21 protein-coding genes are annotated in these 24,850 nt (G+C 63.2%); 6 read left to right on the top strand and 15 right to left on the bottom strand.

The genetic code is table 11. The features are described from left to right. Positions 1 to 127 precede the first annotated feature (127 nt). From lon to cmoB, 4 genes are all read left to right on the top strand, one after another. Entirely contained in the window at positions 128 to 2,548 is a 2,421-nt protein-coding gene (lon, locus tag JYG36_RS06470) for an endopeptidase La (protein WP_045197662.1), read from the top strand. A 191-nt stretch (positions 2,549 to 2,739) separates the two neighbouring features. Beyond that, positions 2,740 to 3,132, top strand: a complete 393-nt coding sequence (locus tag JYG36_RS06465; protein WP_213603413.1) for a protease inhibitor I42 family protein — start codon at positions 2,740 to 2,742, stop codon at positions 3,130 to 3,132. A gap of 85 nt (positions 3,133 to 3,217) precedes the next feature. After that, on the top strand, positions 3,218 to 3,961 hold the full coding sequence (gene cmoA, locus JYG36_RS06460) for a carboxy-S-adenosyl-L-methionine synthase CmoA (protein WP_045197658.1): 744 nt from the start codon (positions 3,218 to 3,220) through the stop codon (positions 3,959 to 3,961). Then, on the top strand, positions 3,958 to 4,914 hold the full coding sequence (cmoB, locus tag JYG36_RS06455) for a tRNA 5-methoxyuridine(34)/uridine 5-oxyacetic acid(34) synthase CmoB (protein ID WP_093380066.1): 957 nt from the start codon (positions 3,958 to 3,960) through the stop codon (positions 4,912 to 4,914). Before cmoA ends, cmoB begins: the two co-directional genes overlap by 4 nt. A 72-nt stretch (positions 4,915 to 4,986) precedes the next feature. On the opposite strand, the gene JYG36_RS06450 is transcribed toward cmoB, so the two are convergent. The 5 genes from JYG36_RS06450 to JYG36_RS06430 form a co-directional block, all read right to left on the bottom strand. Beyond that, positions 4,987 to 5,184 (bottom strand): hypothetical protein, encoded by a 198-nt coding sequence (locus JYG36_RS06450; RefSeq protein WP_045197655.1) that lies wholly within the window; start codon positions 5,182 to 5,184, stop codon positions 4,987 to 4,989. A gap of 98 nt (positions 5,185 to 5,282) precedes the next feature. Next, entirely contained in the window at positions 5,283 to 6,611 is a 1,329-nt protein-coding gene (locus tag JYG36_RS06445; protein WP_213603411.1) for an OprD family porin, read from the bottom strand. Between the two features lie 100 nt (positions 6,612 to 6,711). Further along, a complete protein-coding gene (locus JYG36_RS06440; protein WP_213603408.1) occupies positions 6,712 to 9,876 on the bottom strand; it encodes a CusA/CzcA family heavy metal efflux RND transporter in 3,165 nt (1,054 codons plus the stop codon). Between the two features lie 13 nt (positions 9,877 to 9,889). Continuing rightward, positions 9,890 to 11,104, bottom strand: a complete 1,215-nt coding sequence (locus JYG36_RS06435) for an efflux RND transporter periplasmic adaptor subunit (RefSeq protein WP_213603406.1) — start codon at positions 11,102 to 11,104, stop codon at positions 9,890 to 9,892. A 37-nt stretch (positions 11,105 to 11,141) separates the two neighbouring features. After that, positions 11,142 to 12,395, bottom strand: coding sequence for a TolC family protein (locus JYG36_RS06430; RefSeq protein WP_213603404.1), 1,254 nt, complete (start codon positions 12,393 to 12,395; stop codon positions 11,142 to 11,144). A 204-nt stretch (positions 12,396 to 12,599) separates the two neighbouring features. On the opposite strand from JYG36_RS06430, the gene JYG36_RS06425 reads away from it, so the two are divergent. Both JYG36_RS06425 and JYG36_RS06420 read left to right on the top strand, forming a co-directional pair. Then, entirely contained in the window at positions 12,600 to 13,274 is a 675-nt protein-coding gene (locus JYG36_RS06425; RefSeq protein ID WP_045197646.1) for a heavy metal response regulator transcription factor, read from the top strand. Continuing rightward, entirely contained in the window at positions 13,271 to 14,662 is a 1,392-nt protein-coding gene (locus JYG36_RS06420; protein WP_045197643.1) for a heavy metal sensor histidine kinase, read from the top strand. Before JYG36_RS06425 ends, JYG36_RS06420 begins: the two co-directional genes overlap by 4 nt. A gap of 81 nt (positions 14,663 to 14,743) precedes the next feature. Here JYG36_RS06420 and pdxJ read toward each other — a convergent pair whose 3' ends face one another. From pdxJ to rpoE, 10 genes are all read right to left on the bottom strand, one after another. Then, positions 14,744 to 15,469, bottom strand: coding sequence for a pyridoxine 5'-phosphate synthase (pdxJ, locus tag JYG36_RS06415; protein WP_267954166.1), 726 nt, complete (start codon positions 15,467 to 15,469; stop codon positions 14,744 to 14,746). Between the two features lie 63 nt (positions 15,470 to 15,532). Continuing rightward, positions 15,533 to 16,216 (bottom strand): DNA repair protein RecO, encoded by a 684-nt coding sequence (gene recO, locus JYG36_RS06410; RefSeq protein ID WP_045197638.1) that lies wholly within the window; start codon positions 16,214 to 16,216, stop codon positions 15,533 to 15,535. Positions 16,217 to 16,273: 57 nt separating this feature from the next. After that, positions 16,274 to 17,176, bottom strand: coding sequence for a GTPase Era (gene era / locus JYG36_RS06405; RefSeq protein WP_045197636.1), 903 nt, complete (start codon positions 17,174 to 17,176; stop codon positions 16,274 to 16,276). Then, positions 17,169 to 17,858 (bottom strand): ribonuclease III, encoded by a 690-nt coding sequence (gene rnc, locus JYG36_RS06400; RefSeq protein WP_010220977.1) that lies wholly within the window; start codon positions 17,856 to 17,858, stop codon positions 17,169 to 17,171. Before rnc ends, era begins: the two co-directional genes overlap by 8 nt. Positions 17,859 to 18,106: 248 nt before the next feature. Beyond that, positions 18,107 to 18,961, bottom strand: coding sequence for a signal peptidase I (gene lepB, locus JYG36_RS06395; RefSeq protein ID WP_045197633.1), 855 nt, complete (start codon positions 18,959 to 18,961; stop codon positions 18,107 to 18,109). Between the two features lie 5 nt (positions 18,962 to 18,966). Then, complete coding sequence (gene lepA / locus JYG36_RS06390) at positions 18,967 to 20,766, bottom strand: translation elongation factor 4 (RefSeq protein ID WP_045197631.1); 1,800 nt, start codon at positions 20,764 to 20,766, stop codon at positions 18,967 to 18,969. A gap of 192 nt (positions 20,767 to 20,958) precedes the next feature. Continuing rightward, complete coding sequence (locus tag JYG36_RS06385) at positions 20,959 to 22,356, bottom strand: DegQ family serine endoprotease (RefSeq protein ID WP_176794323.1); 1,398 nt, start codon at positions 22,354 to 22,356, stop codon at positions 20,959 to 20,961. A gap of 204 nt (positions 22,357 to 22,560) precedes the next feature. After that, positions 22,561 to 23,526: a MucB/RseB C-terminal domain-containing protein gene (locus tag JYG36_RS06380; RefSeq protein ID WP_045197627.1), complete on the bottom strand. Its 966-nt coding sequence runs from the start codon at positions 23,524 to 23,526 to the stop codon at positions 22,561 to 22,563. Positions 23,527 to 23,538: 12 nt separating this feature from the next. Beyond that, the gene (locus JYG36_RS06375) at positions 23,539 to 24,129 is read right to left on the bottom strand and encodes an RseA family anti-sigma factor (RefSeq protein WP_038999040.1); all 591 of its coding nucleotides are present in this window, start codon (positions 24,127 to 24,129) and stop codon (positions 23,539 to 23,541) included. Between the two features lie 31 nt (positions 24,130 to 24,160). Further along, on the bottom strand, positions 24,161 to 24,742 hold the full coding sequence (gene rpoE, locus JYG36_RS06370) for an RNA polymerase sigma factor RpoE/AlgU (RefSeq protein ID WP_010220971.1): 582 nt from the start codon (positions 24,740 to 24,742) through the stop codon (positions 24,161 to 24,163). Positions 24,743 to 24,850: the final 108 nt, after the last annotated feature.

Below are 24,850 nucleotides of genomic sequence, written 5' to 3'. Positions count from 1 at the left end.
CCTTAGCTGCAAGCTTCAAGCTTCAAGCTGCAAGTACCGCTCTCCTCATTTGCGGCTTGTGGCTTGAAGCTTGAATCTTTGCCCCACCCGCCCCATCTAAGCACCATAGTCATTGAGCAGGTGCGCCATGAGCGATCAGCAGGATCTACCGGAACGTCCCGAGGAAAACGCCGAAGTCGAGCATCTCGAAGCCGCCGAAAACAGCGGCCATAACCTTGCTTTGCCGGGCCAACAGCTGCCGGACAAGGTCTATATCATCCCGATCCACAACCGCCCGTTCTTCCCCGCGCAAGTATTGCCGGTGATCGTCAACGAAGAACCCTGGGCCGAAACCCTGGACCTGGTCGCCAAGACCCCGCACCACTCCCTGGCCCTGTTCTTCATGGACACGCCGCCGGAAGACCACCGTCATTTCGACACCTCGGCCCTGCCGCTGTACGGCACCCTGGTCAAGGTTCACCACGCCAGCCGCGAGAACGGCAAGCTGCAGTTCGTCGCCCAGGGCCTGACCCGGGTGCGCATCCGTACCTGGCTCAAGCACCATCGCCCGCCCTACCTGGTCGAGGTCGAGTACCCGCATCAACCCAGCGAGCCGACCGACGAGGTCAAGGCCTACGGCATGGCCCTGATCAACGCGATCAAGGAGCTGCTGCCGCTCAACCCGCTGTACAGCGAAGAGCTGAAGAACTACCTCAACCGCTTCAGTCCCAACGATCCGTCGCCGCTGACCGACTTTGCCGCGGCGCTGACCTCGGCCACCGGCAATCAGCTGCAGGAAGTGCTCGACTGCGTACCGATGCTCAAGCGCATGGAAAAAGTCCTGCCGATGCTGCGTAAAGAGGTCGAAGTCGCGCACCTGCAGAACGAGATCTCCGCCGAGGTCAACCGGCAGATCGGCGAGCACCAGCGCGAGTTTTTCCTCAAGGAGCAGCTCAAGGTCATTCAGCAGGAGCTGGGCCTGACCAAGGACGACCGCAGTGCCGACCTCGAACAATTCGAGCAGCGCCTGCAAGGCAAGACCCTGCCCGCAGCCGCACAAAAGCGCATCGACGAAGAGCTAGGCAAGCTGTCGATCCTCGAGACCGGCTCGCCCGAGTACGCCGTCACCCGCAACTACCTGGACTGGGCCACCGCCCTGCCCTGGGGTGTCTACGGCAAGGACAAGCTCGACCTCAAGCACGCGCGCAAGGTGCTCGACCAGCATCACGCCGGCCTCGATGACATCAAGGAACGCATCCTCGAGTTCCTCGCCGTGGGTGCCTACAAAGGCGAGATCAGCGGCTCCATCGTGCTGTTGGTAGGCCCGCCGGGGGTTGGCAAGACCAGCATCGGCAAGTCGATTGCCGAATCCCTGGGCCGACCGTTCTACCGTTTCAGCGTCGGCGGTATGCGCGACGAGGCCGAGATCAAGGGCCATCGCCGCACCTACATCGGCGCCCAGCCGGGCAAACTGGTGCAGGCGCTGAAAGACGTCGAGGTGATGAACCCGGTGATCATGCTCGACGAGATCGACAAGATGGGCCAGAGCTACCAGGGCGACCCGGCCTCGGCGCTGCTGGAAACCCTCGACCCGGAGCAGAACGTCGACTTCCTCGACCATTACCTGGACCTGCGCCTGGACCTGTCCAAGGTGCTGTTCGTGTGCACCGCCAACACCCTCGACTCGATCCCCGGGCCGTTGCTCGACCGCATGGAAGTGATCCGCCTGTCCGGCTATATCACTGAAGAAAAACTGGCCATCGCCAAGCGCCACCTGTGGCCCAAGCAGTTGCAAAAGGCCGGGGTGGCCAAGACCAGCCTGAGCATCAGCGACAGCGCCTTGCGCACGGTGATCGAGGGTTATGCCCGCGAAGCCGGGGTACGCCAGCTGGAAAAACAGCTGGGCAAGCTGGTGCGCAAGGCCGTGGTGCAACTGCTCGAAGATCCCGAGAAAAAGATCAAGATCGGCCCCAAGGACCTCGAAACGTCACTGGGCATGCCGGTGTTTCGCAGCGAACAGGTGCTGACCGGCAAAGGCGTGATCACCGGCCTTGCCTGGACCAGCATGGGCGGCGCCACCCTGCCGATCGAGGCGACGCGCATCCACACCCTCAATCGTGGTTTCAAGCTCACCGGCCAGTTGGGTGAGGTGATGAAAGAGTCCGCTGAAATTGCCTACAGCTACGTCAGCGCCAACCTCAAGCAATATGGCGGTGATCCGAGCTTCTTCAACGAGGCCTTCATTCATCTGCACGTACCCGAAGGCGCCACGCCCAAGGACGGCCCCAGCGCCGGGGTGACCATGGCCAGTGCGCTGCTGTCGCTGGCGCGCGACCAGGCGCCGAAGAAAGGCGTGGCCATGACCGGCGAGCTGACCCTGACCGGCAAGGTCCTGCCGATTGGCGGGGTGCGCGAGAAGGTGATTGCGGCGCGGCGGCAGAAAATTTTCGAGCTGATCCTGCCGGAAGCCAACCGCGGTGATTTCGAAGAATTGCCGGATTACCTCAAGGAGGGTTTGAGCGTGCACTTTGCCAAGCGCTTCAGTGATGTGGCGAAGGTGCTGTTCTAACCCCGGACCATAGATGTGGGAGCGGGCTTGCCCCGCGATCGGGCGCGCAGCGGGCGCAATTCAGGCTTCACCTGGAGTGCTGGCTGTACCGGCCTCATCGCGGGTCAAGCCCGCTCCCACAGACGATGCAGGCCCTTGCCCTGCGATCATCTTCGGTTATGCTGCGCTATCGTCGCCTATCCGGAGCTTTCATGACTGCCGCCCGCCTGCTCGTTCCCCTGGGCCTTGCCCTGCTAGCTGCCTGCGCACAAAAACCTGTGCACAACGTCGAACTGGACAACCAGGCCGACTGCCCGCTGCAACTGCAAAACGGCCAGAACCTCACCCTGACCCTACCGAGCAACCCCAGCACCGGCTATCGCTGGCTGGTGCAGAACCCGGCCGCAGGCATCCTGCGTAGCCTCGGCCCCGAGGTCTACAGCCACCCGGAAGATGCCGCCATCGTCGGTAGCGCCGGGCAATCGGTGTGGCGTTTCCAGGCCCAGGGCGCCGGTGAAGGCCATCTGCTGTTGGTCTACCAGCAACCCTGGGCCCCGGAAGTGCGCCCGGTGCAGACCTTCGACTGCGCAATCACGGTCAAGTAGGCCGCGCTGGTCAGCGGGCCATGCATCCTGGCGCCAGTTTGGCTAAAATGCCGGCCTTTTACCGCCCAACGCCTGGATTGCCCCCGTGAGCAAAGAACCCGACCGCCTTTTCGCCCAGCCCCTTGGCCAGGTGCCCGACTTCGCCTTCAACGAAGACGTGGTGCGGGTGTTCCCGGACATGATCAAGCGTTCGGTGCCCGGTTACCCGACCATTGTCGAGAACCTCGGCGTGCTCGCCGCCCAGTTTGCCCAGCCCAGCACGGCCCTGTATGACCTGGGCAGCTCGCTCGGCGCGGTGACCCAGGCGCTGCGCCGGCATGTGCGTAGCGATGGTTGCCGGGTGATTGCCATCGACAACTCGGCGGCCATGGTCGAGCGCTGCCGGCAGTACCTCAATGCCCAGGACTCGATGTTCCAGGAGCTGTTGCCGGTCGAGGTGATCGAAGGCGACATCCTTGCCCTCGAGTTCCAGCCGGCCTCGGTGGTGGCGATGAACTTCACCCTGCAGTTCATCGCCCCCGAACAACGCCTGGAGCTGCTCACACGTATTCGCCAGGCGCTGCTGCCGGGCGGTGCGCTGATCCTTTCGGAGAAGCTGCGCTTCGAAGACGCTGATGAACACGCGCTGCTCACTGACCTGCACGTGGCCTTCAAGCGCGCCAATGGCTACAGCGAACTGGAAATTGCCCAGAAGCGCAGCGCCATCGAGAACGTGATGAAGCCCGACAGCCTCGAAGAACACCGCCAGCGCCTGCTGGCGGCTGGTTTCTCCAAGGTTGTGCCCTGGTTCCAATGCCTTAACTTTGCCTCGTTGATTGCCCTGCCATGATTGATCTGTCCCCCTTGGTCCGCCGCTTGGCGGGCACCCCCCTGGCGCAATGGGCGCAAGGCCTGCAAGCGCAACTCGACGCCAAGATGGCAAAAGGTCATGGCGACCTGGAACGCTGGCAAGCGGCGCTGGATGCCTTGCCAGTGCTGGAACCCACGCGCATCGATCTGCAGAACGGCCTCAACCTCGATTGCGACTGCGACGACGACACCCGCGCGCGCATGCAGCAGGCACTGATGGGCCTGTCGCCGTGGCGCAAGGGGCCGTTCGACCTGTTCGGCGTGCACGTCGACACCGAATGGCGCTCGGACTGGAAGTGGTCGCGCGTCGCCCCGCACCTGGACCTCAAGGGCAAGCGGGTGCTGGATGTCGGTTGCGGTAATGGTTACTACCAGTGGCGCATGCTCGGCGCCGGAGCCGACAGCGTCATCGGCGTCGACCCCAACTGGCTGTTCTTCTGCCAGTTCCAGGCGGTGCAGCGCTACCTGCCGCAGCTGCCGGCCTGGCACCTGCCCTTCGCCCTGGAGGACCTGCCGGCCAACCTCGAAGGTTTCGACACGGTGTTCTCCATGGGCGTGTTCTACCATCGCCGCTCGCCCATCGAGCACCTGCTGGCGCTCAAGGACTGCCTGGTCAAGGGCGGTGAACTGGTGCTGGAAACCCTGGTGATCGAAGGTGACGAAAACCAGGTGCTGGTGCCGGAAGACCGCTACGCGCAAATGCGCAACGTCTGGTTCCTGCCATCGGTACCGGCCCTGGAGCGCTGGTTGCGCCGCGCCGGTTTCAGCGATGTGCGCTGCGTCGATGTCAGCACCACCAGCATCGAAGAACAACGCAGCACCGAGTGGATGCGCTATCAGTCGCTCAGCGACTTCCTCGACCCCGACGACCACAGCCGCACCATCGAAGGCCTGCCAGCGCCGCGCCGCGCCGTACTGGTGGCGCGCAAATAAAACAGGCGCCCGTAACGGGCGCCGAAGATTCACCTTTCCAAAGGAGCTGGGGAGCTTCCAAGGTGAACGGAGCTACTCTTTGGCGACCTGCTTCTGTTTGCTCTCACGCTCGGACTCCGCCACGGCCTGGTCCTTCTTGCCGTGAATCTGCTCCTGGCTGAGGCGGAAGTTTTCCCAGAACTGCCTGGAACGCTCCGCCCCGCCTTCGGCCAGTGCCGCGCTACTGCCCAGGGCCAATACGGCCATCAGCACATACTTGTTCAGGCTCATGTTGCTCACCTCGTGATTGAATTTCAGGACAGTTCAATCTTACGGGGGGCAAGCTAACGCCAAGGTGAGGCGGACATTACAGTGCTGCAAGATTCGCCCTACAGCACGCTCAGCGGATACTCGACAATCAGGCGCACCTCATCGAGGTCCGATTCGAATGCCGTGGCCCGGGTCGTGGCCTGGCGCACGCGCAGCGACAGGTCCTTGAGGCTGCCGGACTGCACCACATACTTCGCCTCGATATCGCGCTCCCAGCGCTTCTGCCCGGTCAGCGGGTTGCCCTCGGCATCGCGGCGCATGTACACGCCGTTGGCATCGGAGTAATCAATGCCGCTGCCGCGCCCGTAGCGGCTCATGAACGACAGGCCCGGCACGCCATAGGCGGCCATGTCGAGGTCGTAACGGAGCATCCACGAGCGCTCTTTCGGCGAGTTGAAGTCGCTGTACTGGATCGAGTTGTCGAGGTAGATCGAGTCGGACTGGCGCAGGTAGTCAAAATCGTTGTCACCCTGGTTGCGCTGGTGCGACAAGGCCAAGGTGTGGGCGCCGTAGCTGACACCGACGCGGGCGCTCCAGATGTCGTTGTCAAACGTGCCGAGCAGTTGCTGGCCCTCGTCCTTGGCCTTGTAGTAGTTGAAGCTGGTAAAGCCGGTGAGGTCGCGGGTGATCGGGTACTTGTAGCTGACTCCGGCGTAGTACTGGTCCCAGGCGTCCTTCAGGCGGCTGCTGTAGAGGCTCAGGCTGAGGTTGTCGGTGGCCTGGTAATCGCCGCCGAAATAGCCCAGCCAGGGCGAATCCACGGGGCCGGCGTAGAAAGTCACGAAACCGTCGCGGTTGTTGCTCGACAGCGGCTGGCTCATGGCATGCAGGCGCCCGCCCTGCACTTTCAGGCCAGCCAGGCTGGTGTTCTCCAGGGTCCAGCCGGTGAAGCTTTCCGGCAACAGCCGCGAGTCACCGAAGTGCACCACCGGGGTGGTCGGGAACACGTCGCCGAACTTGAGCTCGGTGTCGAACAAACGCGCCTTGATCGCGCCACCGAGCTTGCTGAAGTTGCTGGCGGTATCGCCATTGCGGTCCACCGGCAGCATGTCGAACGAACTGCGCCCGCCGCTGCGGCCATCGCCGCTGTCGAGCTTGAGGGCGAACATGGCGTGGGCATCCAGGCCAAAGCCGACCGTGCCCTCGGTGTAACCTGACTCAAAGCGGGCGATAAAGGCCTGGGCCCAGGCTTCGGCGTAACCGGCCTTGCCGGTAGGCGATTGCTCACCGTTACGGTAGTCGCGGTTGAAATAGAAGTTACGGCTGAGCACCGTCAGGCTGCTGTCTTCGACAAAGCCTCCGCCTGCGGGCTGGCTGACGGCATTGGCGGTCGCACAACTGGCCAGGGCCAGGGCGCCGGTAAAACAGGCTGTGGATTTGTTCCCCATCTTCAACTCCTGATTATTGGCAGAGATACCCAAGGCGCCCGCAATGCGGGCGCCTTGGGTATCCTGACAAGGGCTGAATAACCCGAAGATGAGCGGCGAATTACAGTTTCGTCACCTCGGATGCGACCTCCTGCTCTTCATCCTTGCGGTGCGCCCAGTAATACAACGCCGGCAGTACCAGCAGGGTCAGCGCCGTCGACGAGAGAATGCCGCCGATCACCACAGTGGCCAGCGGTCGCTGCACTTCAGCACCGGTGCCGGTGGCCAGGGCCATGGGAATAAAGCCCAGGGATGCCACCAGGGCAGTCATCAGCACCGGGCGCAAACGCGTCAGTGCGCCTTCGTCGATCGCCTGGTGCAGCGAACGACCTTGCTCGCGCAGGCCGCGGATAAAGGCAATCATCACCAGGCCGTTGAGCACCGCGACCCCAGACAGGGCAATAAAGCCCACGCCCGCCGAGATCGACAGGGGGATATCCCGCAGCCACAGGGCAACCACCCCGCCGGTCAGGGCAAACGGAATGCCGGTGAACACCAGCAGCCCGTCCTTGAGGTTGTTGAACATCATGAACAACAGGCCGAACACCAGCAGCAACGCCACCGGCACCACCACTTGCAGGCGCTGAGCAGCAGACTGCAACTGCTCGAACTGACCGCCCCAGCGGGTCCAGTAACCGGCCGGAATGCTCACCTGGCTGTCGATGCGCGCCGCCGCCTCGTCGACGAACGAGCCGATATCGCGACCGCGCACGTTGGCGCTGACCACCACCAGGCGCTTGCCATCTTCACGGCTGACCTGGTTGGGGCCTTGCACCAGCTCAAGGCTGGCGACATCGCCAAGGGTGATAAAACCGATCTGGCCGCCACTGCCGCTGCTGGCCGGCACCGGTATCAACAACTGCGACAGGCCGTCGATATCGGTACGCAGGGTGTCGGACAAACGCACCACCATGTCGAAACGCCGATCGCCTTCATACAAGGTCCCGGCCTGGCGGCCGCCGACGGCCACGGCGATGGTGTCCTGCACATCGCCGACGTTGAGGCCATAGCGCGCGGCTTTGTCGCGGTCGACGTCGATGGTCAGCACCGGCAGCCCCGAGGTCTGCTCGACCTTCACTTCCGAGGCGCCCGGCACCGCCTGCAAGGTACTGGCGATCTTCGCCGCAGTGCTGTTGAGCACCGCCATGTCGTCGCCAAACACCTTCACCGCGACATCACTGCGCACCCCGGAAATCAGCTCGTTGAAGCGCAACTGGATCGGCTGCGACAGTTCATAGTTGCTGCCCGGCACCCGCGCGCTGGCACGCTGGATATCGGCGATCAGTTGCTCGCGGCTCTTGCCCGGATCGGGCCATTGCTCTTGTGGCTTGAGCATCACATAGCTGTCGGAAATATTCGGCGGCATCGGGTCCGAGGCGATTTCGGCGGTACCGGTGCGGGCAAACACCCGCTCTACCTCCGGCACCTGGCTGAGCACGCTTTGCTCCAGGCGCTGCTGCAACTGCACCGACTGGCTCAGGCTGGTGCCCGGCACGCGCAGGGCCTGCAGGGCAAAGTCGCCCTCGCTCAGGCTCGGCACGAACTCGCTGCCCATGCGGCTGGCCAGCACGCCCGAAAGCAACACGGTAATCGCCGCGAGGGAGAACGCCAGCGGGCGATGGCCCATGACCCATTTGAGCAACGGCGCATAACCACGCTTGGCGCTGCGCATCAGCAGGTTTTCGTCTTCCTTGACCTTGCCGGTGACGAACAGGGCGATGGCCGCCGGCACGAAGGTCACCGACAGCAGCATGGCGCCGAGCAAGGCGATGACCACGGTGAAGGCCATCGGGTGGAACATCTTGCCCTCGACGCCGCTCAGGGCAAAGATCGGCAGGTACACCACCATGATGATCAACTGGCCGAAAATCAGCGGCCGGCGCGCTTCGCGGGCGGCATTGAAGACTTCGTGCAAGCGCTCGGAGCGGGTCAGCAGGCGGCCATGATGCTGCTGGGCATGGGCCAGTCGCCTGATCGCGTTTTCAACGATCACCACGGCGCCATCGACGATGATGCCGAAGTCCAGCGCGCCCAGGCTCATCAGGTTGGCACTGACCTTGTTGCTGAACATGCCGGTGAAGGTGAACAGCATCGACAACGGGATGACCATGGCGGTGATCAGCGCCGCACGGATGTTACCGAGGAACAGGAATAGAATGACGATGACCAGGATCGCGCCTTCGATGAGGTTCTTCTTCACCGTGGCAATGGCCTTGTCGACCAGGTTGGTGCGGTCGTAGACGGTGACCGCACTCACCCCTTGCGGCAGCGAGCGGTTGATCTCCACCAGCTTTTGCGCCACCGCCTGGGACACCGTGCGGCTGTTCTCGCCGATCAGCATGAACACCGTGCCCAGCACCACTTCGCGGCCGTTCTCGGTCGCCGCGCCGCTGCGCAGCTCACGGCCGATACCGACTTCGGCGACGTTGCGCACGCGGATCGGCGTGCCGTCGACGTTGGCCAGGACGATATTGGCAATGTCATCGAGACCGGCCAGTTGCCCCGGCGCGCGGATCAGCAACTGCTCGCCACGGCGCTCGATATAGCCGGCGCCGACGTTGGCGTTGTTGCGTTCAAGGGCGGTGAGCAGGTCGCCCAGGGTCAGCTTGTAGGACGCCAGCCGTTTTGGGTCTGGGGCAATCTGGTATTCCTTGGCGAAACCGCCGATGGTGTTGATCTCCGCCACCCCGCGCACGTTGCGCAGTTGCGGCTTGATGATCCAGTCCTGGATCTCGCGCAGGTCGGTCGGCGTGTACGGGCTGCCATCGGCCTTGCGCGCATCGTCAGCCGCTTCGACGGTCCACAGGAAAATCTCGCCAAGGCCGGTGGAGATCGGCCCCATGGCCGCTTCAACGCCTTCGGGCAATTGTTCACGTGCCTGCTGCAGGCGCTCGTTGACCAGTTGCCGGGCAAAGAACAGGTCGGTGCCTTCTTCGAAAATCACCGTCACCTGCGACAGGCCCGAACGCGACAGCGAACGGGTCTGTTCCAGCCCCGGCAAGCCGGCCATGGCGGTTTCGATGGCGAAGGTAATGCGTTGCTCGGTTTCCAGCGGCGAAAAGCCCGCGGCCTGGGTGTTGATCTGCACCTGGACGTTGGTGATGTCCGGCACGGCGTCGATCGGCAGCTTCTGGTAGCTGGCAACCCCAAGCCCAGCCATCAGCAGCACCGCCAGCAGCACCATCAGGCGCTGTTCGATGGCAAATTGTATGAGGCGTTCGAACATGTGAGCTTCCCGGTCAGTGGGCGTGTTCGGCGCTGGCCTTGCCCAGCTCCGACTTGAGGATGAAGCTGCCCTGCGCCGCTACTTGCTGGCCGGCTTGCAGGCCCTTGCGAATCTCGACGAAACCGTTGGCACTGGCGCCCGGCTCAACCGCCTGGGCGATAAAGCCTTCGGCAGTGCGCACGAACACCGTGGGCTTTTCTTCCAGGGTCTGCAGGGCTTGGTCCGGTACGCTGAGGGCGGCGGCATACTGCTCGGTCGGCACCTGCACGGCAACGAACAGGCCCGGGCGCCAGGCCCCTTGCGGATTGTCGAGGGTGACGCGCACCGCAGCGGTACGGGTCTGTTCGCCGAGCAGGCTGCCGACATGAGTAACCGTGCCACTCACCTGCTGGCCCAGCTCGCTGGCAACGATGGTCACCGGCATGCCGGCGCGCACCTTGGGCAGGTCACGGGGCGCCACGCCGAAAGTCGCCCAGACCCGCGACAGGTCCGAAAGGGTGAAGGCGGCGCTGGTTTCGTTGACCACCTCGCCCGGCACCAAGTGTTTCTCGACGATTTGCCCGGCAAACGGTGCGCGCAGCTCATAGCGGTTGCCGCCGGCCAGCACCACACTGCCGCTCAGGGCGCTGATCTTCTGCCGGGCATTGGCCTGGGCGATTTCTGCCTCTTGCAGGGCCTGGCGGGCCTGCTGGTAATCCTGCTCGGCGGAAATCCCCTCTTGCCACAGGTCCTTCTCGCGCTGGTAGCTGCTGCGCGCCAGTTCCAGGCGGCGCTGGCTGGCAGCCAGCTCACTGCGTTGCTCGGAGATCTGCGGGCTGGCGATCACCGCCAGCAGATCGCCGGCCTTGACCTGCTGGCCGAGCACCACGGCGACCGACTCGACCACCCCGGCTGCGCGCGGCACCAGGTGCGCGGTGCGGTCTTCGTCGAAACGGATCTCGCCGGGCAGGGACAGGCTGCGCTGCAGTTGGCGCGGGCCGACGGTTGCCAGCTCGATACCGGCGAGATCTATCTGCTCTTGGCTTAGGGTCAGCGCGCCCTCCTCTTCATGACCTTCTTCGGCTTTTTCTGCTTGGCCATGTTCTTCTTCCTCATGATCGCCTTCGGCATGGGCATGGGCGGCGGCAGGAGCGGCGGCAACCGGGCCGCCCTGGCGCGCCAGCAGCACGCCCAGGCCCAGGCCGAGCAGCAGGGCCGCGACCAGCAGCGTGATGGACTTGTTGTTCATGCAGGTTCCTCAGCAAAGTGTCGGGTGATGGTCGCGATCAGCGACTGGCGAGGCTCAGGTCGCCAAAGATCCGTTCCAGGCGCACCCGTGCCTCGCTGCTCTGGGCCTGGGCCTGCAGGTATTGCAGGCGCGCAGCCACCAGGGTGCGTTGGGCGTCGAGCACATCGAGGAAGGCAAACTTGCCGCGCTCGAAGCCGCGGGTGGCGGCATCCAGCGCCTGCTGAGCCGAAGGCAGGATCGAGCGGTCGAAGGTCTGCACCTCGCTGGCCGCCGTGCTCCACTGCGCCAGGGCCTGGACCACTTCGCTGCGCAGGCGCAGTTCGGCGCCATTACGCTGGTCACGGGCCTGGTCGGCGCGCCGGGCAGCGGCCAGCACATTGCCCTGATTGCGATCGAACAAAGGAATCGGCACCGAAAGCCCGACCACATTGATTCGCTCGCGGTCGGTTTCGCTGTACTGGCTGCCGACGCTGACCGTCAGGTCGGGAATACGCTGGCTGCGGGCCAGGCCCAGGGCGGCTTCGCGCTGGTCGATCTGCAGGCGGGCCAGACGCAAATCGGCCGTCTGCTCCAGGCGATCGAGCAGCAGTGTGCGGCTGGGGATGTCGTTGTTCGCCTGCAGGCCGCCGTCAACGCGGCTGAACTGCACCCTGGCAGCGCCAGTGACGGCGGCCAGTTGCTGGTAGGCAACGGTCAGCGCCTGCTCGGCGCGGCCCTGCTCCAGGCGCACTTCTGACAGTTGCACCTGGGCGCGGGTAGCCTCGACCGGCGAGGCGCTGCCGGCCCTGACCCGGCCTTGCACCACTTGCAGCGCACGCTCGCTCAGGCGCAACGACTGCTCGGCCAGTTGCAAGCCTTCCTGGGCCTGGGCAGCGGCCTGGAAGGCAGCAATAACCTCGGCCCGCACCACGTTGCGCTGGCGTTCCAGTTCCAGCGCCGCCAGCTCGGCATCGCGGCCGGCAACGTCCAGGCGTGCACCTCGTTTGCCGCCCAGCTCGAACAGCTGGCTGACACCGACGGTGGTGGTCTGCGAGCCTTTGCGAGTGTCTTCCACTTCCCAGCTCAGTTGCGGGTTGGGCAGTACACCGGCCTGGCGCCGCTCGCCTTCGGCAATGTCGATGCCCCAACGCGCCGCAGCCAGCTCGGGGTTGTTGTCACGGGCCGTCTGCAGCGCCGATTCCAGCGTTAATACGGGCTCCTGCGCCAGGGCCAGCGACGGCAAGGCCAGTAACAACAGGGCCAGCAATAGTCGGCCAGGGCCTGTGCCTGGCCGCTCCAGGGTGCAAAACATGGCGGACTCCTGCGCCGTGATCGGAGCCCGCACTCTAGTAATCGGGGTTTATCGCCAGGATGACTCAAGTATTACAAATCTGTAATCCAGGCAAACCGCAGGCGCGGATGGCTTAGTATCCGCCGCTCAATGCACTCCAGCGCTTGACCTTACAGTTACTACAGGGTTGAGAATCAGCGCCTTTCACTGCCAACGAGTCATCCCATGCGTCTACTGATTGTCGAGGACGAACTGCGCACCGCCGAATACCTGCAACAGGGCCTGCGCGAAAACGGCTACATCGTCGATTGCGCCCACACTGGCGCCGACGGCCTGCACCTGGCGCGCCAGCAGGCCTATGACTTGGTGATTCTCGACGTCAACCTGCCCGAGCTCGATGGCTGGACCGTGCTGCAGCGCCTGCGCGCCGAGTCCAGCACGCGGATCATGATGCTCACCGCCCACGGCCGCCTGGCCGATCGGGTCAAGGGCCTGGACCTGGGCGCCGACGATTACCTGCTCAAGCCCTTCGAGTTCCCCGAACTGCTGGCGCGCATCCGCAGCCTGTTGCGGCGCAACGACCAGGCCCTGCAACCGAATACCCTCAAGGTCGCCGACCTGGAGCTGGACCCCAGCCGCCACCGCGCCTACCGCAGCGGCCAGCGCATCGACCTGACCGCCAAGGAGTTCGCCCTGCTGCACCTGCTGATGCGCCAGAGCGGCGAGGTACTGTCGCGCACACAGATCATTTCGCTGGTCTGGGACATGAATTTCGATTGCGACACCAACGTGGTGGAAGTGTCGATCCGCCGCCTGCGGGCGAAAATCGACGATCCTTTCGACAACAAGCTGATCCACACCCTGCGCGGCGTCGGCTACGTACTTGAGGCCCGCGAATGAAACCTGCGCGCCTGTCGCTGCGCCTGGGCCTGAGCGTCAGCCTGATGGGCGCGGCGCTGGTGCTGCTGCTCGCATGCCTTGCGGTATTTGCCCTCGACCATGAGCTGGACAGCCGTGCACGCAAGCACCTGGCCAACAAGATGGCGCAGATCGAACACAGCCTGACGATTGACCTCAAGGCCGCCGACCTGGGCACGCCGGTGCATCCGTTGCTGGATGTGGTCATGGGCCACGACAACCTGAGCCTGAGCGTCATTGCCCTGACCGGCCGTCACTCAGCCCTGCTCACTCTGGGCCCGGCCCTGGAAGCCAACGCCTTGCTGCAGATCGAAAGCGGCCCGCACCTGGCTTTCAGCCCCTGGCGCGACCAGGACGGCGAACACCTGCTCACCGCCTCGCGGCTTATGCGCCTGCAGGACGGCACCCTGGTGCGGGTGCTGCTGACGGTCAATCGTGCCGACGACCATGCCCTGCTCCAGGCCTACCTGGGCTCGACTCTGTGGGCCTTGCCGCTGCTGCTGGTGCTGATCGGCCTGGGCGCCTGGAAGCTGGTCCAGCGCGGGCTGCTGCCATTGCGCCGTTTTCGCCGGGTGGCCGAACAGGTCTCGGCGCAAACCCTCAGCCACCGCCTGCCGGAAACCGGCCTGCCGCAAGAACTGGGCGATCTGGCCGGTGGTATCAACATCATGCTCGACCGCCTGGACGACGGCGTGCAGCGGTTGTCGCAGTTTTCCGACGACCTTGCCCATGAACTGCGCACGCCCATCGGCAACCTGATGGGCAAGGCCCAGGTCACCCTGACCCGCGAGCGCTCCAACGAGCAATACCGTGAAGCGCTGGAAAACAGCATCGAAGAGCTGACCCGGTTGAATCGCATCATCAACGACATGCTGTTCCTCGCCCAAGTCAGCCAGCCGCAGGCGCAGGTGCCGCTCAAGCCGGTGGTGCTGGCCGACGAGGTGCAGCGGGTTTGCGAACTGTTCGAATGCAACGCCGAGCAAAAAGGTATTGCCCTGCGCGTACAGGGCTGGGGCACGGTGCTGGGTGATCGCTTGATGGTGCAGCGGGCGCTGTCGAATCTGCTCAGCAATGCGATTCGCCATGGCGATGAGGGCCAGCCGATCAACATCGCGATTGAACGCCGCGACGGCTCGGTGTGGGTATCAGTGGAAAATCGCGGTCCCGGTATTGCCGCGATGCATTTGCCGCACCTGTTCGAGCGCTTTTACCGCGTGGGCTCGGGGCGCTCGCGCCTGGAAGGCGGTACCGGGCTGGGGCTGGCAATCGTGCGCTCGATCATGCAGGTGCATGGCGGGCGGGTTGAGGTGCAGAGCGAGCTGCAGGGGGTGACGCGGTTTAGCCTGGTGTTTGCCGATCAGGTTGGCTGATCGGGCCGGCTCCCACAGGGTTGCTTACTTTGTGGGAGCTGGCCTTGCCGGCGATGGGCTGCAAAGCAGCCCCGGACAATCTCAGTGCCGGCTGGCCGCCAGAATCAGCGCCTTCATCTCCGCTACCGCCGACTTGAAGCCAACGAACAGCGCATGGGCCACCAGCGCATGGCCGATGTTCAGTTCGTTGATGCCCTTGATCGCCGCCACCGCTTCAACGTTGTGGTAATGCAGGCCGTGACCGGCATTGACGATCAGGCCCTGGCCGAGCCCAAAGGCTACGCCGTCGGCCACGCGCTTGAGCTCTTCAGCCACTTCGCTCGGGGTTTGCGCATCGGCATAACGGCCGGTGTGCAGCTCGATGGCCGGCGCACCGACACGGCGCGAGGCTTCGATCTGGCGCTCGTCAGCATCGATGAACAAGGACACTTCCGCGCCCAGACGCGACAGGCGCTCAACCGCAGCCTTGATCCGTGCTTCCTGGCCGGCGACGTCCAGGCCGCCTTCGGTGGTCAGCTCCTGACGGGTTTCCGGAACCAGGCAGATGTGCGCCGGGCGAATGCGCTCGGCAAACACCATCATTTCTTCGGTGACGCCCATTTCGAAGTTCATGCGCGTCTGCAACACATCCTTGAGCAGCAGCACGTCACGCTCCTGGATGTGCCGGCGGTCTTCGCGCAAGTGCACGGTAATGCCATCGGCACCGGCTTCTTCGGCGTCCAGCGCGGCTTTGACCGGGTCCGGGTAGCGGGTACCACGCGCCTGGCGCAGGGTCGCCACGTGGTCGATGTTCACGCCGAGCAGCATGCGGTTGCTTTGAGTCACGAAGAGGCTCTCCTGAAGATTGAGCCCCACAGCATACGACGTTGTTCAGCGCTTGCGAAACAGTTCGCGACTGACCAGCGGCCGACCGCCCAGGTGTACGGCCAGGGCCTGGCGCATCAGGCGCTTGGCGGCGCCCAGAGCACCGGGGATTTCCCAGGCGGCTTCAGCCATGGCCAATAGCTCGGCACCGTTGAACAGCCCCGGCTGCAACAGGTAGACGCGCTCGAGCCCGGCATCGACCTGCAAGCGGTACAGGCCATCGACCGCAAGGGGATCGCCGTTGACGTCGTGATCGAGAGCGAAGGCATAACCCAGTTCGTCCAGCAGGCGCCACTCGAACGCCCTCAGCAGCGGCTCCAGCGGGCGACCGGCGGCCAGCGCCTGCAAGGTCGCCGCATAGTGTTCGAATACCACCGGATGCGGGTCTTCAGCCGGCAGCAGGCGAATCAGCAGCTCGTTGAGGTACAGCCCGCTGAACAGCGCATCGCCGTGCAGCCAGGCAGCGACACCGACGCTATCCAGACGCCCGACGTTCTTCAGCTCGCCGCGGCCGCGAAACTCGACTTCAAGCGGGACGAACGGCCGCACCTGGCTGCCGCCTTTGCCACGGGCACGGCGCATGACCGCGCGCAGGCGTCCTTGCGGGGTGAGGAAATCCACCAGCGCGCTGGTTTCACGGTAGGCCCGGCTGTGCAGCACGTAGGCCGGTTGGCCAACTGGCAGTTCCATGAGCGGCGCTTCAGAAAAGGTTCGACCCGGCGGCGGACGCTACCGGGCCTGGAGCGATCAGAGGTCGCCGTAGCCCAGCGAGCGCAGGGCACGCTCGTCGTCGGACCAGCCACCCTTGACCTTGACCCAGAGGTTGAGCATGACCTTGGCGTCGAACAGCACTTCCATGTCCTTGCGCGCCTCGGAGCCGATGCGTTTGATCCGCTCGCCCTTGTCGCCAATGATGATCTTCTTCTGGCCGTCACGCTCGACCAGGATCAGCGCATGGATGTGCAGGATCTTGCCCTGCTGCTTGAACTCTTCGATCTCGACGGTGATCTGGTACGGCAGCTCGGCGCCGAGTTGGCGCATGATCTTCTCGCGCACCAGTTCCGCGGCCAGGAAGCGGCTGCTGCGGTCGGTGATCTGGTCTTCCGGGAAGAAGTGCTCGTTTTCCGGCAGGTGTTTGGCGATCAGCCCTTCCAGTGCTTCGAGGTTGTGCCCCTGCTGGGCCGAGATCGGCACGATTTCGGCGTTCGGCAGTTGCTCCTGCAGCCATTGCAGGTGCGGGATCAGGTCGGCTTTCTCTTCGATCCGGTCGGTCTTGTTGATCGCCAGGATCACCGGGCCCTGCACGTACTGCACGCGCTCGAGCACCAATTGGTCTTCGTCGGTCCACTTGGTGCGGTCAACCACGAAGATCACCACGTCGACGTCCTTGAGGGCGGCCGAAGCGGTCTTGTTCATGTAACGGTTGAGCGCCTTTTCGTTGCTCTTGTGCATGCCCGGGGTATCGACGTAGATCGCCTGCACATCACCTTCGGTCTTGATCCCGAGCATGTTGTGGCGGGTGGTCTGCGGCTTGCGCGAGGTGATTGCGAGCTTTTGCCCGAGGATGTGGTTGAGCAGGGTCGACTTGCCGACGTTCGGGCGGCCGACAATGGCGACATAGCCGCAGCGGGTAGTGTTGGTATCAGTCATTGCCATTCTCCACGCCCAGGGCGATCAGTGCTGCGGCGGCCGCGACTTGCTCGGCGATACGCCGGCTGACGCCTTGCCCTCGGCTTTTTTCAGTCAAAAGGGTCACTTCGCATTCGACGAAAAACGTCCGGCAATGGGGTTCACCTTGAATATCCACCACTTCGTAGCGCGGCAGTTCGCAGGCCCGCGACTGCAGGAATTCCTGCAGACGGGTTTTCGGGTCCTTGTTGGTATCGACCAGGGTCAGGCTTTCGAATTCACCCGCCAGCCATGCCAGTACCCGCTCGCGAGCGGTCTGCATGTCCGAATCCAGGTAGATGGCGCCAATCAGCGCCTCCAGGGCATCGGCCAGGATCGACTCGCGGCGAAAACCGCCGCTTTTCAGCTCGCCCGAACCCAGGCGCAGGTATTCGCCCAGGTCAAAGCCCCGGGCCAGTACCGCCAGGGTCTCGCCCTTGACCAGCCGCGCACGCAGGCGCGACAGCTGGCCTTCGCGGGCCTGGGGGAAGCGCTCGAACAGCGCTTCACCGGCGACGAAGTTGAGGATCGCATCGCCGAGGAACTCGAGGCGTTCGTTGTTGCGCCCGGCAAAACTGCGGTGCGTCAGGGCCAGCAGCATCAGCTCCTGGTTCTTGAAGGTGTAGCCGAGCTGGCGCTCGAGGCGGCTCAAGGAAACGCTCACAGTGTACCCACGCGCAGTTCGTGGCCGAAATTCAGCCCGCACGCCTGGGCGTGAGGCTCACACTTTGCAACTCGGTACGCCGCCATCGGGGCTACCGTCGGATTTAACGCATTGTTCAAATCAACATCCTGAAAGACTGTTTGGCTCATGCTCGCTGGCCGGGGTGATCGGTTGCATCCAGGCTTACCTGAACACAGCCTATGCCAGAAACGCATTCGGCGCTGTCCCAGGACAGCGCCGTTGTAGTGTTACTTGATCAGGCCGACCCGCGACAGGTTCGGGAAGTGGCTCAGTTTAGGCTCTGGCCAGCTCATCCAGACCGCGAAGGCCTTGCCGACGATGTTCTGGTCCGGGACCATGCCGTGCAGTTCCTTGGGAATGTTGGGGTCATCCCAGTAACGGCTGTCGTTGGAGTTGTCGCGGTTGTCGCCCATCATGAAGTAATGGCCGGCCGGGACTGTCCATTGCTGGTCAGGCGGCATGCGGTAGCGGCTCATTTCCTTGCGGATCAGGTGCTCGGCTTCACCGAGCTTTTCCTTGTACAGCTCGGCGCTGCCCAGGGTACCCGGCTCGGTGCCGACCAGCTGCTCGGCGATCGCCTGACCGTTGACGAACAGCTTCTTGTCGCTGGTGTAGCGAATCTGATCGCCCGGCAGGCCAACCACACGCTTGATGTAGTTGACGTTCGGGTCGCTCGGGTAGCGGAACACCATGACATCGCCGCGCTGCGGATCACCCACCTCGATGACCTTCTTGTCGATCACCGGCAGGCGGATCCCGTAAGAGAACTTGTTCACCAGGATGAAGTCGCCCACTTCCAGGGTCGGCTTCATCGACCCCGAAGGGATCTGGAACGGCTCGATCAGGAACGAGCGCAGCACCAGGACGATGAACAGCACCGGGAAGAACGATTTACCGTACTCGACCAGCAACGGTTCCTTGTTCAGGCGCTCGACCACTGCCATTTCTGGCTGGCTGACGCTGCCCTGATAGTTGGCGATCGCCGAACGCCGGCGCGGGGCCAGGAACAGCAGGTCGACCAGGGCCAACAGACCGCAGACGGCGACGGCGATGACAAGCAACAGCGGGAAATTTAGCGACATAGGACCTAACTATCCAACCTGAGCACGGCGAGGAAGGCTTCTTGTGGGATTTCCACGTTACCGACCTGTTTCATGCGTTTCTTACCGGCCTTCTGCTTCTCCAACAGCTTGCGCTTACGGCTAACGTCACCACCGTAGCATTTGGCCAGTACGTTCTTTCTGAGCGCCTTGACAGTCGTACGCGCAACAATCTGCCCGCCAATGGCGGCCTGGATTGCCACATCGAACATCTGCCGAGGAATCAGTTCCTTCATCTTCTCGGTCAATGCGCGGCCCTTGTAGTGCGCATTGTCGCGGTGCACGATCAGCGCCAGGGCGTCGACCTTGTCACCGTTGATCAGTACATCGAGCTTGACCAGGTTAGCCGACTGGTAGCGGTCGAAATGATAGTCCAGCGAGGCGTAGCCGCGGCTGGTGGACTTCAGGCGGTCGAAGAAGTCCAGTACCACTTCGTTCATCGGCAGGTCGTAGCGTACTTGCACCTGCGAGCCGAGGAACTGCATGTCGCGCTGTACGCCACGCTTCTCGATGCACAGGGTAATGACGTTGCCCAGGTGCTCCTGCGGCACCAGGATGGTGGCCGATACGATCGGCTCACGGAAGTCTTCGACCGAGGACACGTCCGGCAGCTTCGACGGGTTGTCGACGTAGATGGTTTCGCCGGTCTTGAGCTTGACCTCGAAGATTACGCTCGGCGCGGTGGTGATCAGGTCCAGGTCGTACTCGCGCTCCAGGCGCTCCTGGATGATCTCCATGTGCAGCATGCCGAGGAAGCCGCAACGGAAGCCGAAGCCCAGGGCGTCGGAGCTTTCCGGCAGGTACTGCAGCGACGAGTCGTTCAGGGTCAGTTTCTGCAATGCATCACGAAAATCTTCGAAATCATCGGAACTGACCGGGAACAGACCGGCATACACCTGCGGTTGAATACGTTTGAAGCCTGGCAGCACCTCGACCTCGGGGGTCGTGCTCAGGGTCAGGGTGTCACCCACCGGCGCGCCGTGAATGTCCTTGATGCTGGCGATGATGAAGCCTACTTCGCCGGCCTTGAGATCGGCGGTCTGGGTGTGCTTGGGGGTGAACACACCGACGCTGTCGACCAGGTGGACCTTGCCGGTGGACTTGACCAGGATCTTGTCGCCCTTCTTCACCCGGCCGTGACGGACACGCACCAGGGAGACAACGCCCAGGTAGTTGTCGAACCAGGAGTCGATGATCAGCGCCTGCAGCGGCGCCTCGATGTCACCGGTAGGCGCCGGGATGGTGTGCACCAGGCGCTCGAGCACCTCGTCGACGCCCATGCCGCTCTTGGCACTGCAGGCCACGGCGTCGGTGGCGTCGATACCGATGATCTTCTCGATCTCGTCCTTGACCTTGTCCGGGTCGGCCTGGGGCAGGTCCATCTTGTTCAGTACCGGCATGACCTCAAGGCCCTGCTCGATGGCGGTGTAGCAGTTGGCGACCGACTGGGCTTCTACACCCTGGCCGGCGTCGACCACCAGCAAGGCACCTTCACAGGCCGCCAGCGAGCGGCTGACTTCGTAGGTGAAGTCAACGTGGCCGGGGGTGTCGATGAAGTTCAGCTGATAGGTTTTGCCGTCTTGCGCCTTGTAGTGCAGGGTGACGCTGTGGGCTTTGATGGTGATACCGCGTTCACGCTCCAGGTCCATGGAATCGAGTACCTGGGCCTCCATTTCACGCGCAGTCAGGCCACCGCACATCTGAATGAAGCGGTCGGCCAGGGTCGACTTGCCATGGTCAATGTGGGCGATGATGGAGAAATTGCGGATATGACTCAAATCACTCACGGGTCAACACTCAAAAAGGCTGCGGGCCGGACGCCCACCGAAAAATAGCCGGGAATTGTACCTGAAGCTTGACGTTGGCGTCACGTGAACTGTGGGTACCGCGATTGTGGGAAATCGGTGCATGCCCCGGGAAACCTGCGCGGCGCCCAGAAAAAAGGGCAGCCGAGGCTGCCCTTTTCTGCTCAAGCCGGCTTATTCAGCCAGTTTGAAGGTGATGAAGCTGGCGCGGCCCTGACGCAGGACGCGCATCGACACCGAACGGTTCTTCGGCAGCTCTTTGGCGATTTCGGTGAACTGCTTGGCCGAAAGGATCGCCTGGTTGTTCAGATGACTGATGACGTCGCCCGGACGCAGGCCGATCAGCGCTGCCGGACCGTCCTGGACTTCCTTGATGACCACGCCGCCCTTGAGCTCGAGGGACTTCTTCTGCTCGGCGGTCAGGTCGGCCACCGACACACCCAGGCGGTTGCTGCTGCGCTCGACGCCGCCATTGGCGTTGGTGGTGATGTCGGCATCTTCATCCGGCAGTGCGCCGATGGTGATGTCCAGCGACTGGCGTTTGCCATTGCGGATGATGTCGAGCTTGGCCTTGGCGCCATCCTTGAGGCCACCGACCAGGTGCGGCAGGTCGGCAGACATGACGATCGGCTGACCGTTCATGCTCAGGATCACGTCACCGACCTGCAGGCCACCCTTGGCGGCCGGGCCATCTTCCAGCACCTGGGCGACCAGGGCACCGGCCGGCTTGTCGAGACCGAAGGACTCAGCCAGGTCCTTGTTGACCTCCTGAATCACCACGCCCAGCCAGCCGCGGCTGACCTTGCCGTCTTTCTTCAGCTGATTGGAAACATCCAGCGCGACATCGATCGGGATGGCGAACGACAGGCCCATGAAGCCACCGGAACGGGTGAAGATCTGCGAGTTGATACCCACCACTTCGCCGTTCATGTTGAACAGCGGGCCACCGGAGTTACCCGGGTTGATCGCCACGTCGGTCTGGATGAACGGCACGTAGGTGTCGTTGGGCAGGGTACGGCCCTTGGCACTGACGATACCTTTGGTCACCGAATGGTCGAAGCCGAACGGCGAACCGATGGCCAGCACCCACTCACCGACCTTGAGCTTCTCGGAGTCACCCAGCTTGACGGTCGGCAGGTCCTTGCCTTCGACCTTGAGCAGGGCCACGTCGGTGCGCGGGTCGGTGCCGACCAGCTTGGCCTGCAGCTCGCTGCGGTCCGACAGGCGGACGATGATCTCATCGGCGTCGGCGACCACATGGTTGTTGGTCAGCACGTAACCGTCGCTGGAGATGATGAAGCCCGAACCCAGCGATTGCGCTTCACGCTGGCGGTCACCGCGCGGCGAACGCGGCGTCTGCGGCATGTTGCGCTCGAAGAATTCGCGGAACATCGGCGGCAGGCCTTCAAGATCAGGCATCTGCCCGGCGGCGTACTTGCGGTCCGGCAGTTTCTGCTTGGTACTGATGTTCACCACCGCAGGCGAGGCCTGCTCGACCAGGGTGGTGAAGTCCGGCAGGGCTTCGGCCTGGGCGGTGAGCACCTGACCGAGCATGAACACGGCGGCGACCATCGATAGGTAGGTTTTCAAGCGTGGTATTGACATACGGCTCCCGTCACAACGAGCGTGGTTAGCAGTAGGGACCTGCAGAAGCAGGAAAGGCCAGCCCCCGAAAGGACTGACCTATAGAAAAATTCTGGAGTTTTTGCAAACTGCAAAGCTTGCCAATCATGTCAGCCAAGCAATCCTCGACCTGTCAGCCTCATTGCCTGCGCCTCATTTTTTAGCCTGGGCATCCTGGGCGCGCATGGACAGCGCAATGCGTTCGGCGGTGCCGATAGGGATCTCGCCCACCACAGTCACCATCATTTCGCCCTGGGGCGTGGTCAGGCGCCGCGAGACGGCGACCGTCGGGCCCAGCTGCGTGCGGATATCGGCGGCCGAGCCTTTGTCGAGGGCTTCGACGAACACCGAAAAGCGCGCCAGGCCGTCGTCGTACATCAGGCTGCTGACGGCATTCTTGCTTTGCGGGTCCTTGCGCACGGAGCTGGTGATCAGCTCGAATCCAGGTGGCAACCAGTCCGATCGCCAGCCGGTGACAGGTTGTGCAGCCTGCGCGGTCAGTTGGGCAACCGGCTTGCAGATGCCACTGGCCTTGAGCTGTTCATCGCTTGGTGCGACGGCGGTATTCAGGCGAGTGAACTGGAAACGCTCGAGCAATCGCCCACCGTCGTCGAGCATCAACGACTTGAGCGGCAGCCCGGTGTCTTTATCCAGGTGCAGCTCGAAGGCATAGCGGTGTTGATCACGCGGGGTAAGGGTGACGATTACCGCTTCACGGTCGGCCACCCGCGATTTGCCGGCGACCCCGAGGTCGTACCAGCTCATCAGTTTCAGAGGATCAAGCACTCGCGCCGCAGACTCCGGCGTGTTGGCCACTCCCGGTACCAGGGCCCCGCTTACGCACTGGGTCTGCCCGTCGACACGCACGACTTCCTGGGCCGAGCCATCGAGCTGCAACAGCCGCTCGCTGACTTTGCCGCTCTGGACGCGATGCCAGATGTCGTGGGTGGAGAAGCTACCGTTACGCTCGTAAACGAAAGTACCCTGATAACTCTGCTGTTGCTCGGCCTGGGCCAGACGCTTGAGCCAGTCACCTGCCTGCGCAGAGGAGTTGGCGGCAAGGGCCGGTAGCGTCAACCAGCCACCCAGCAGCAGCGGTATGAGAGGTAGCGCGCGCATGATCCTCCTTACTTAGCGATTTTCCAGGCTGGCTGCACGTGCATACGGCAGAGCGCTCTCGGTACCCTTGAGGGCTGCTTCCTGAGCATGCTGACGCAGGTAGCCAGGCAGACGCTGGTCGTGCCAGCCGGTTTGCCCCTGCAGCACGCCATTGGCCATCGGGCCTGGCTGTTCTGCACTTTCACTATAGCCTGCCAATACGGCCGGGCCCTGTGCTTGTGGCAAGCTCAGGCCTTGCTGCGCCGGTTGTTGGGCAGCCAGCTGGGCACCGCTGATTTCGTCCTGGTTGTACAGGCGTACACCGGCCAGTACCGCGACAGTCACCGAAGCGGCAACGGCCAGGCGGCCCAGGCTGCGCCAGGGTCCACGGGAGACCTTGGCGGGAGCGGCTTCATCGGCCAGGGCTGCGGATACGGCCGAGGCGATATCCAGCTGTGGCAGTACCAGCTCTTTGTGCATGGCTGCACGGGCTACCTGGTAACGCGACCAGGTGGCACGGGTTTCGGGATCATCGACGGCATTCAACACCCGTCGTAATTCCAGTTCGTCCGCTTCGTTATCCATCACCGCGGACAGCGATTCCTGCAAAGCTTCACGACTCATGGCGGTTCCTCTCTTGGCTGTCGCCGCTGTCTCAGGTTTCCTGCAACAACGGCTGCAGGGCTTTGTCTATGGCCTCCCGAGCGCGGAAGATTCGAGAGCGCACGGTACCCACCGGACACTGCATGACGCTCGCAATGTCCTCGTAACTCAGACCATCGAATTCACGTAAAGTTAACGCCGTACGCAAATCTTCTGGCAGTTGCTGGATGGTCCGATGGACGGTGCCTTCGATCTCATCTCGCAACAACGCGCGCTCGGGGGACTCCAGATCCTTGAGGCCATGATCGCCGTCGTAAAATTCCGCATCCTCGGAACTTACATCGCTGTCTGGTGGCCGCCGACCGCGGGACACCAGATAGTTTTTTGCCGTGTTGATGGCAATGCGGTACAGCCAGGTATAAAAGGCGCTGTCCCCGCGAAAATTACCAAGCGCCCGGTAAGCCTTGATGAAAGCTTCCTGCGCCACATCCTGGGCTTCATGGGTGTCGTGGACAAAACGCACGATCAACCCGAGAATCTTGTGCTGATACTTCAGCACCAACAGATCGAACGCTCGCCTGTCGCCACGCTGCACGCGCTCGACAAGCTGCTGATCCTCTTCCTGGGTTAGCATGAACACTCCTCAGTGAACTCGAAGGAGCGTTGCACCTGCCATCGTTCAGGCTTGCAACCATAGACTCGGGCTTTGCGCAAAAGTTCTCCCCTCCAAGCAAGTTTCCTG

It is taken from the genome of Pseudomonas sp. SORT22 (assembly GCF_018417635.1).
GTDB lineage: Bacteria > Pseudomonadota > Gammaproteobacteria > Pseudomonadales > Pseudomonadaceae > Aquipseudomonas.
This window is presented reverse-complemented; position numbering and strand designations above follow the sequence as displayed.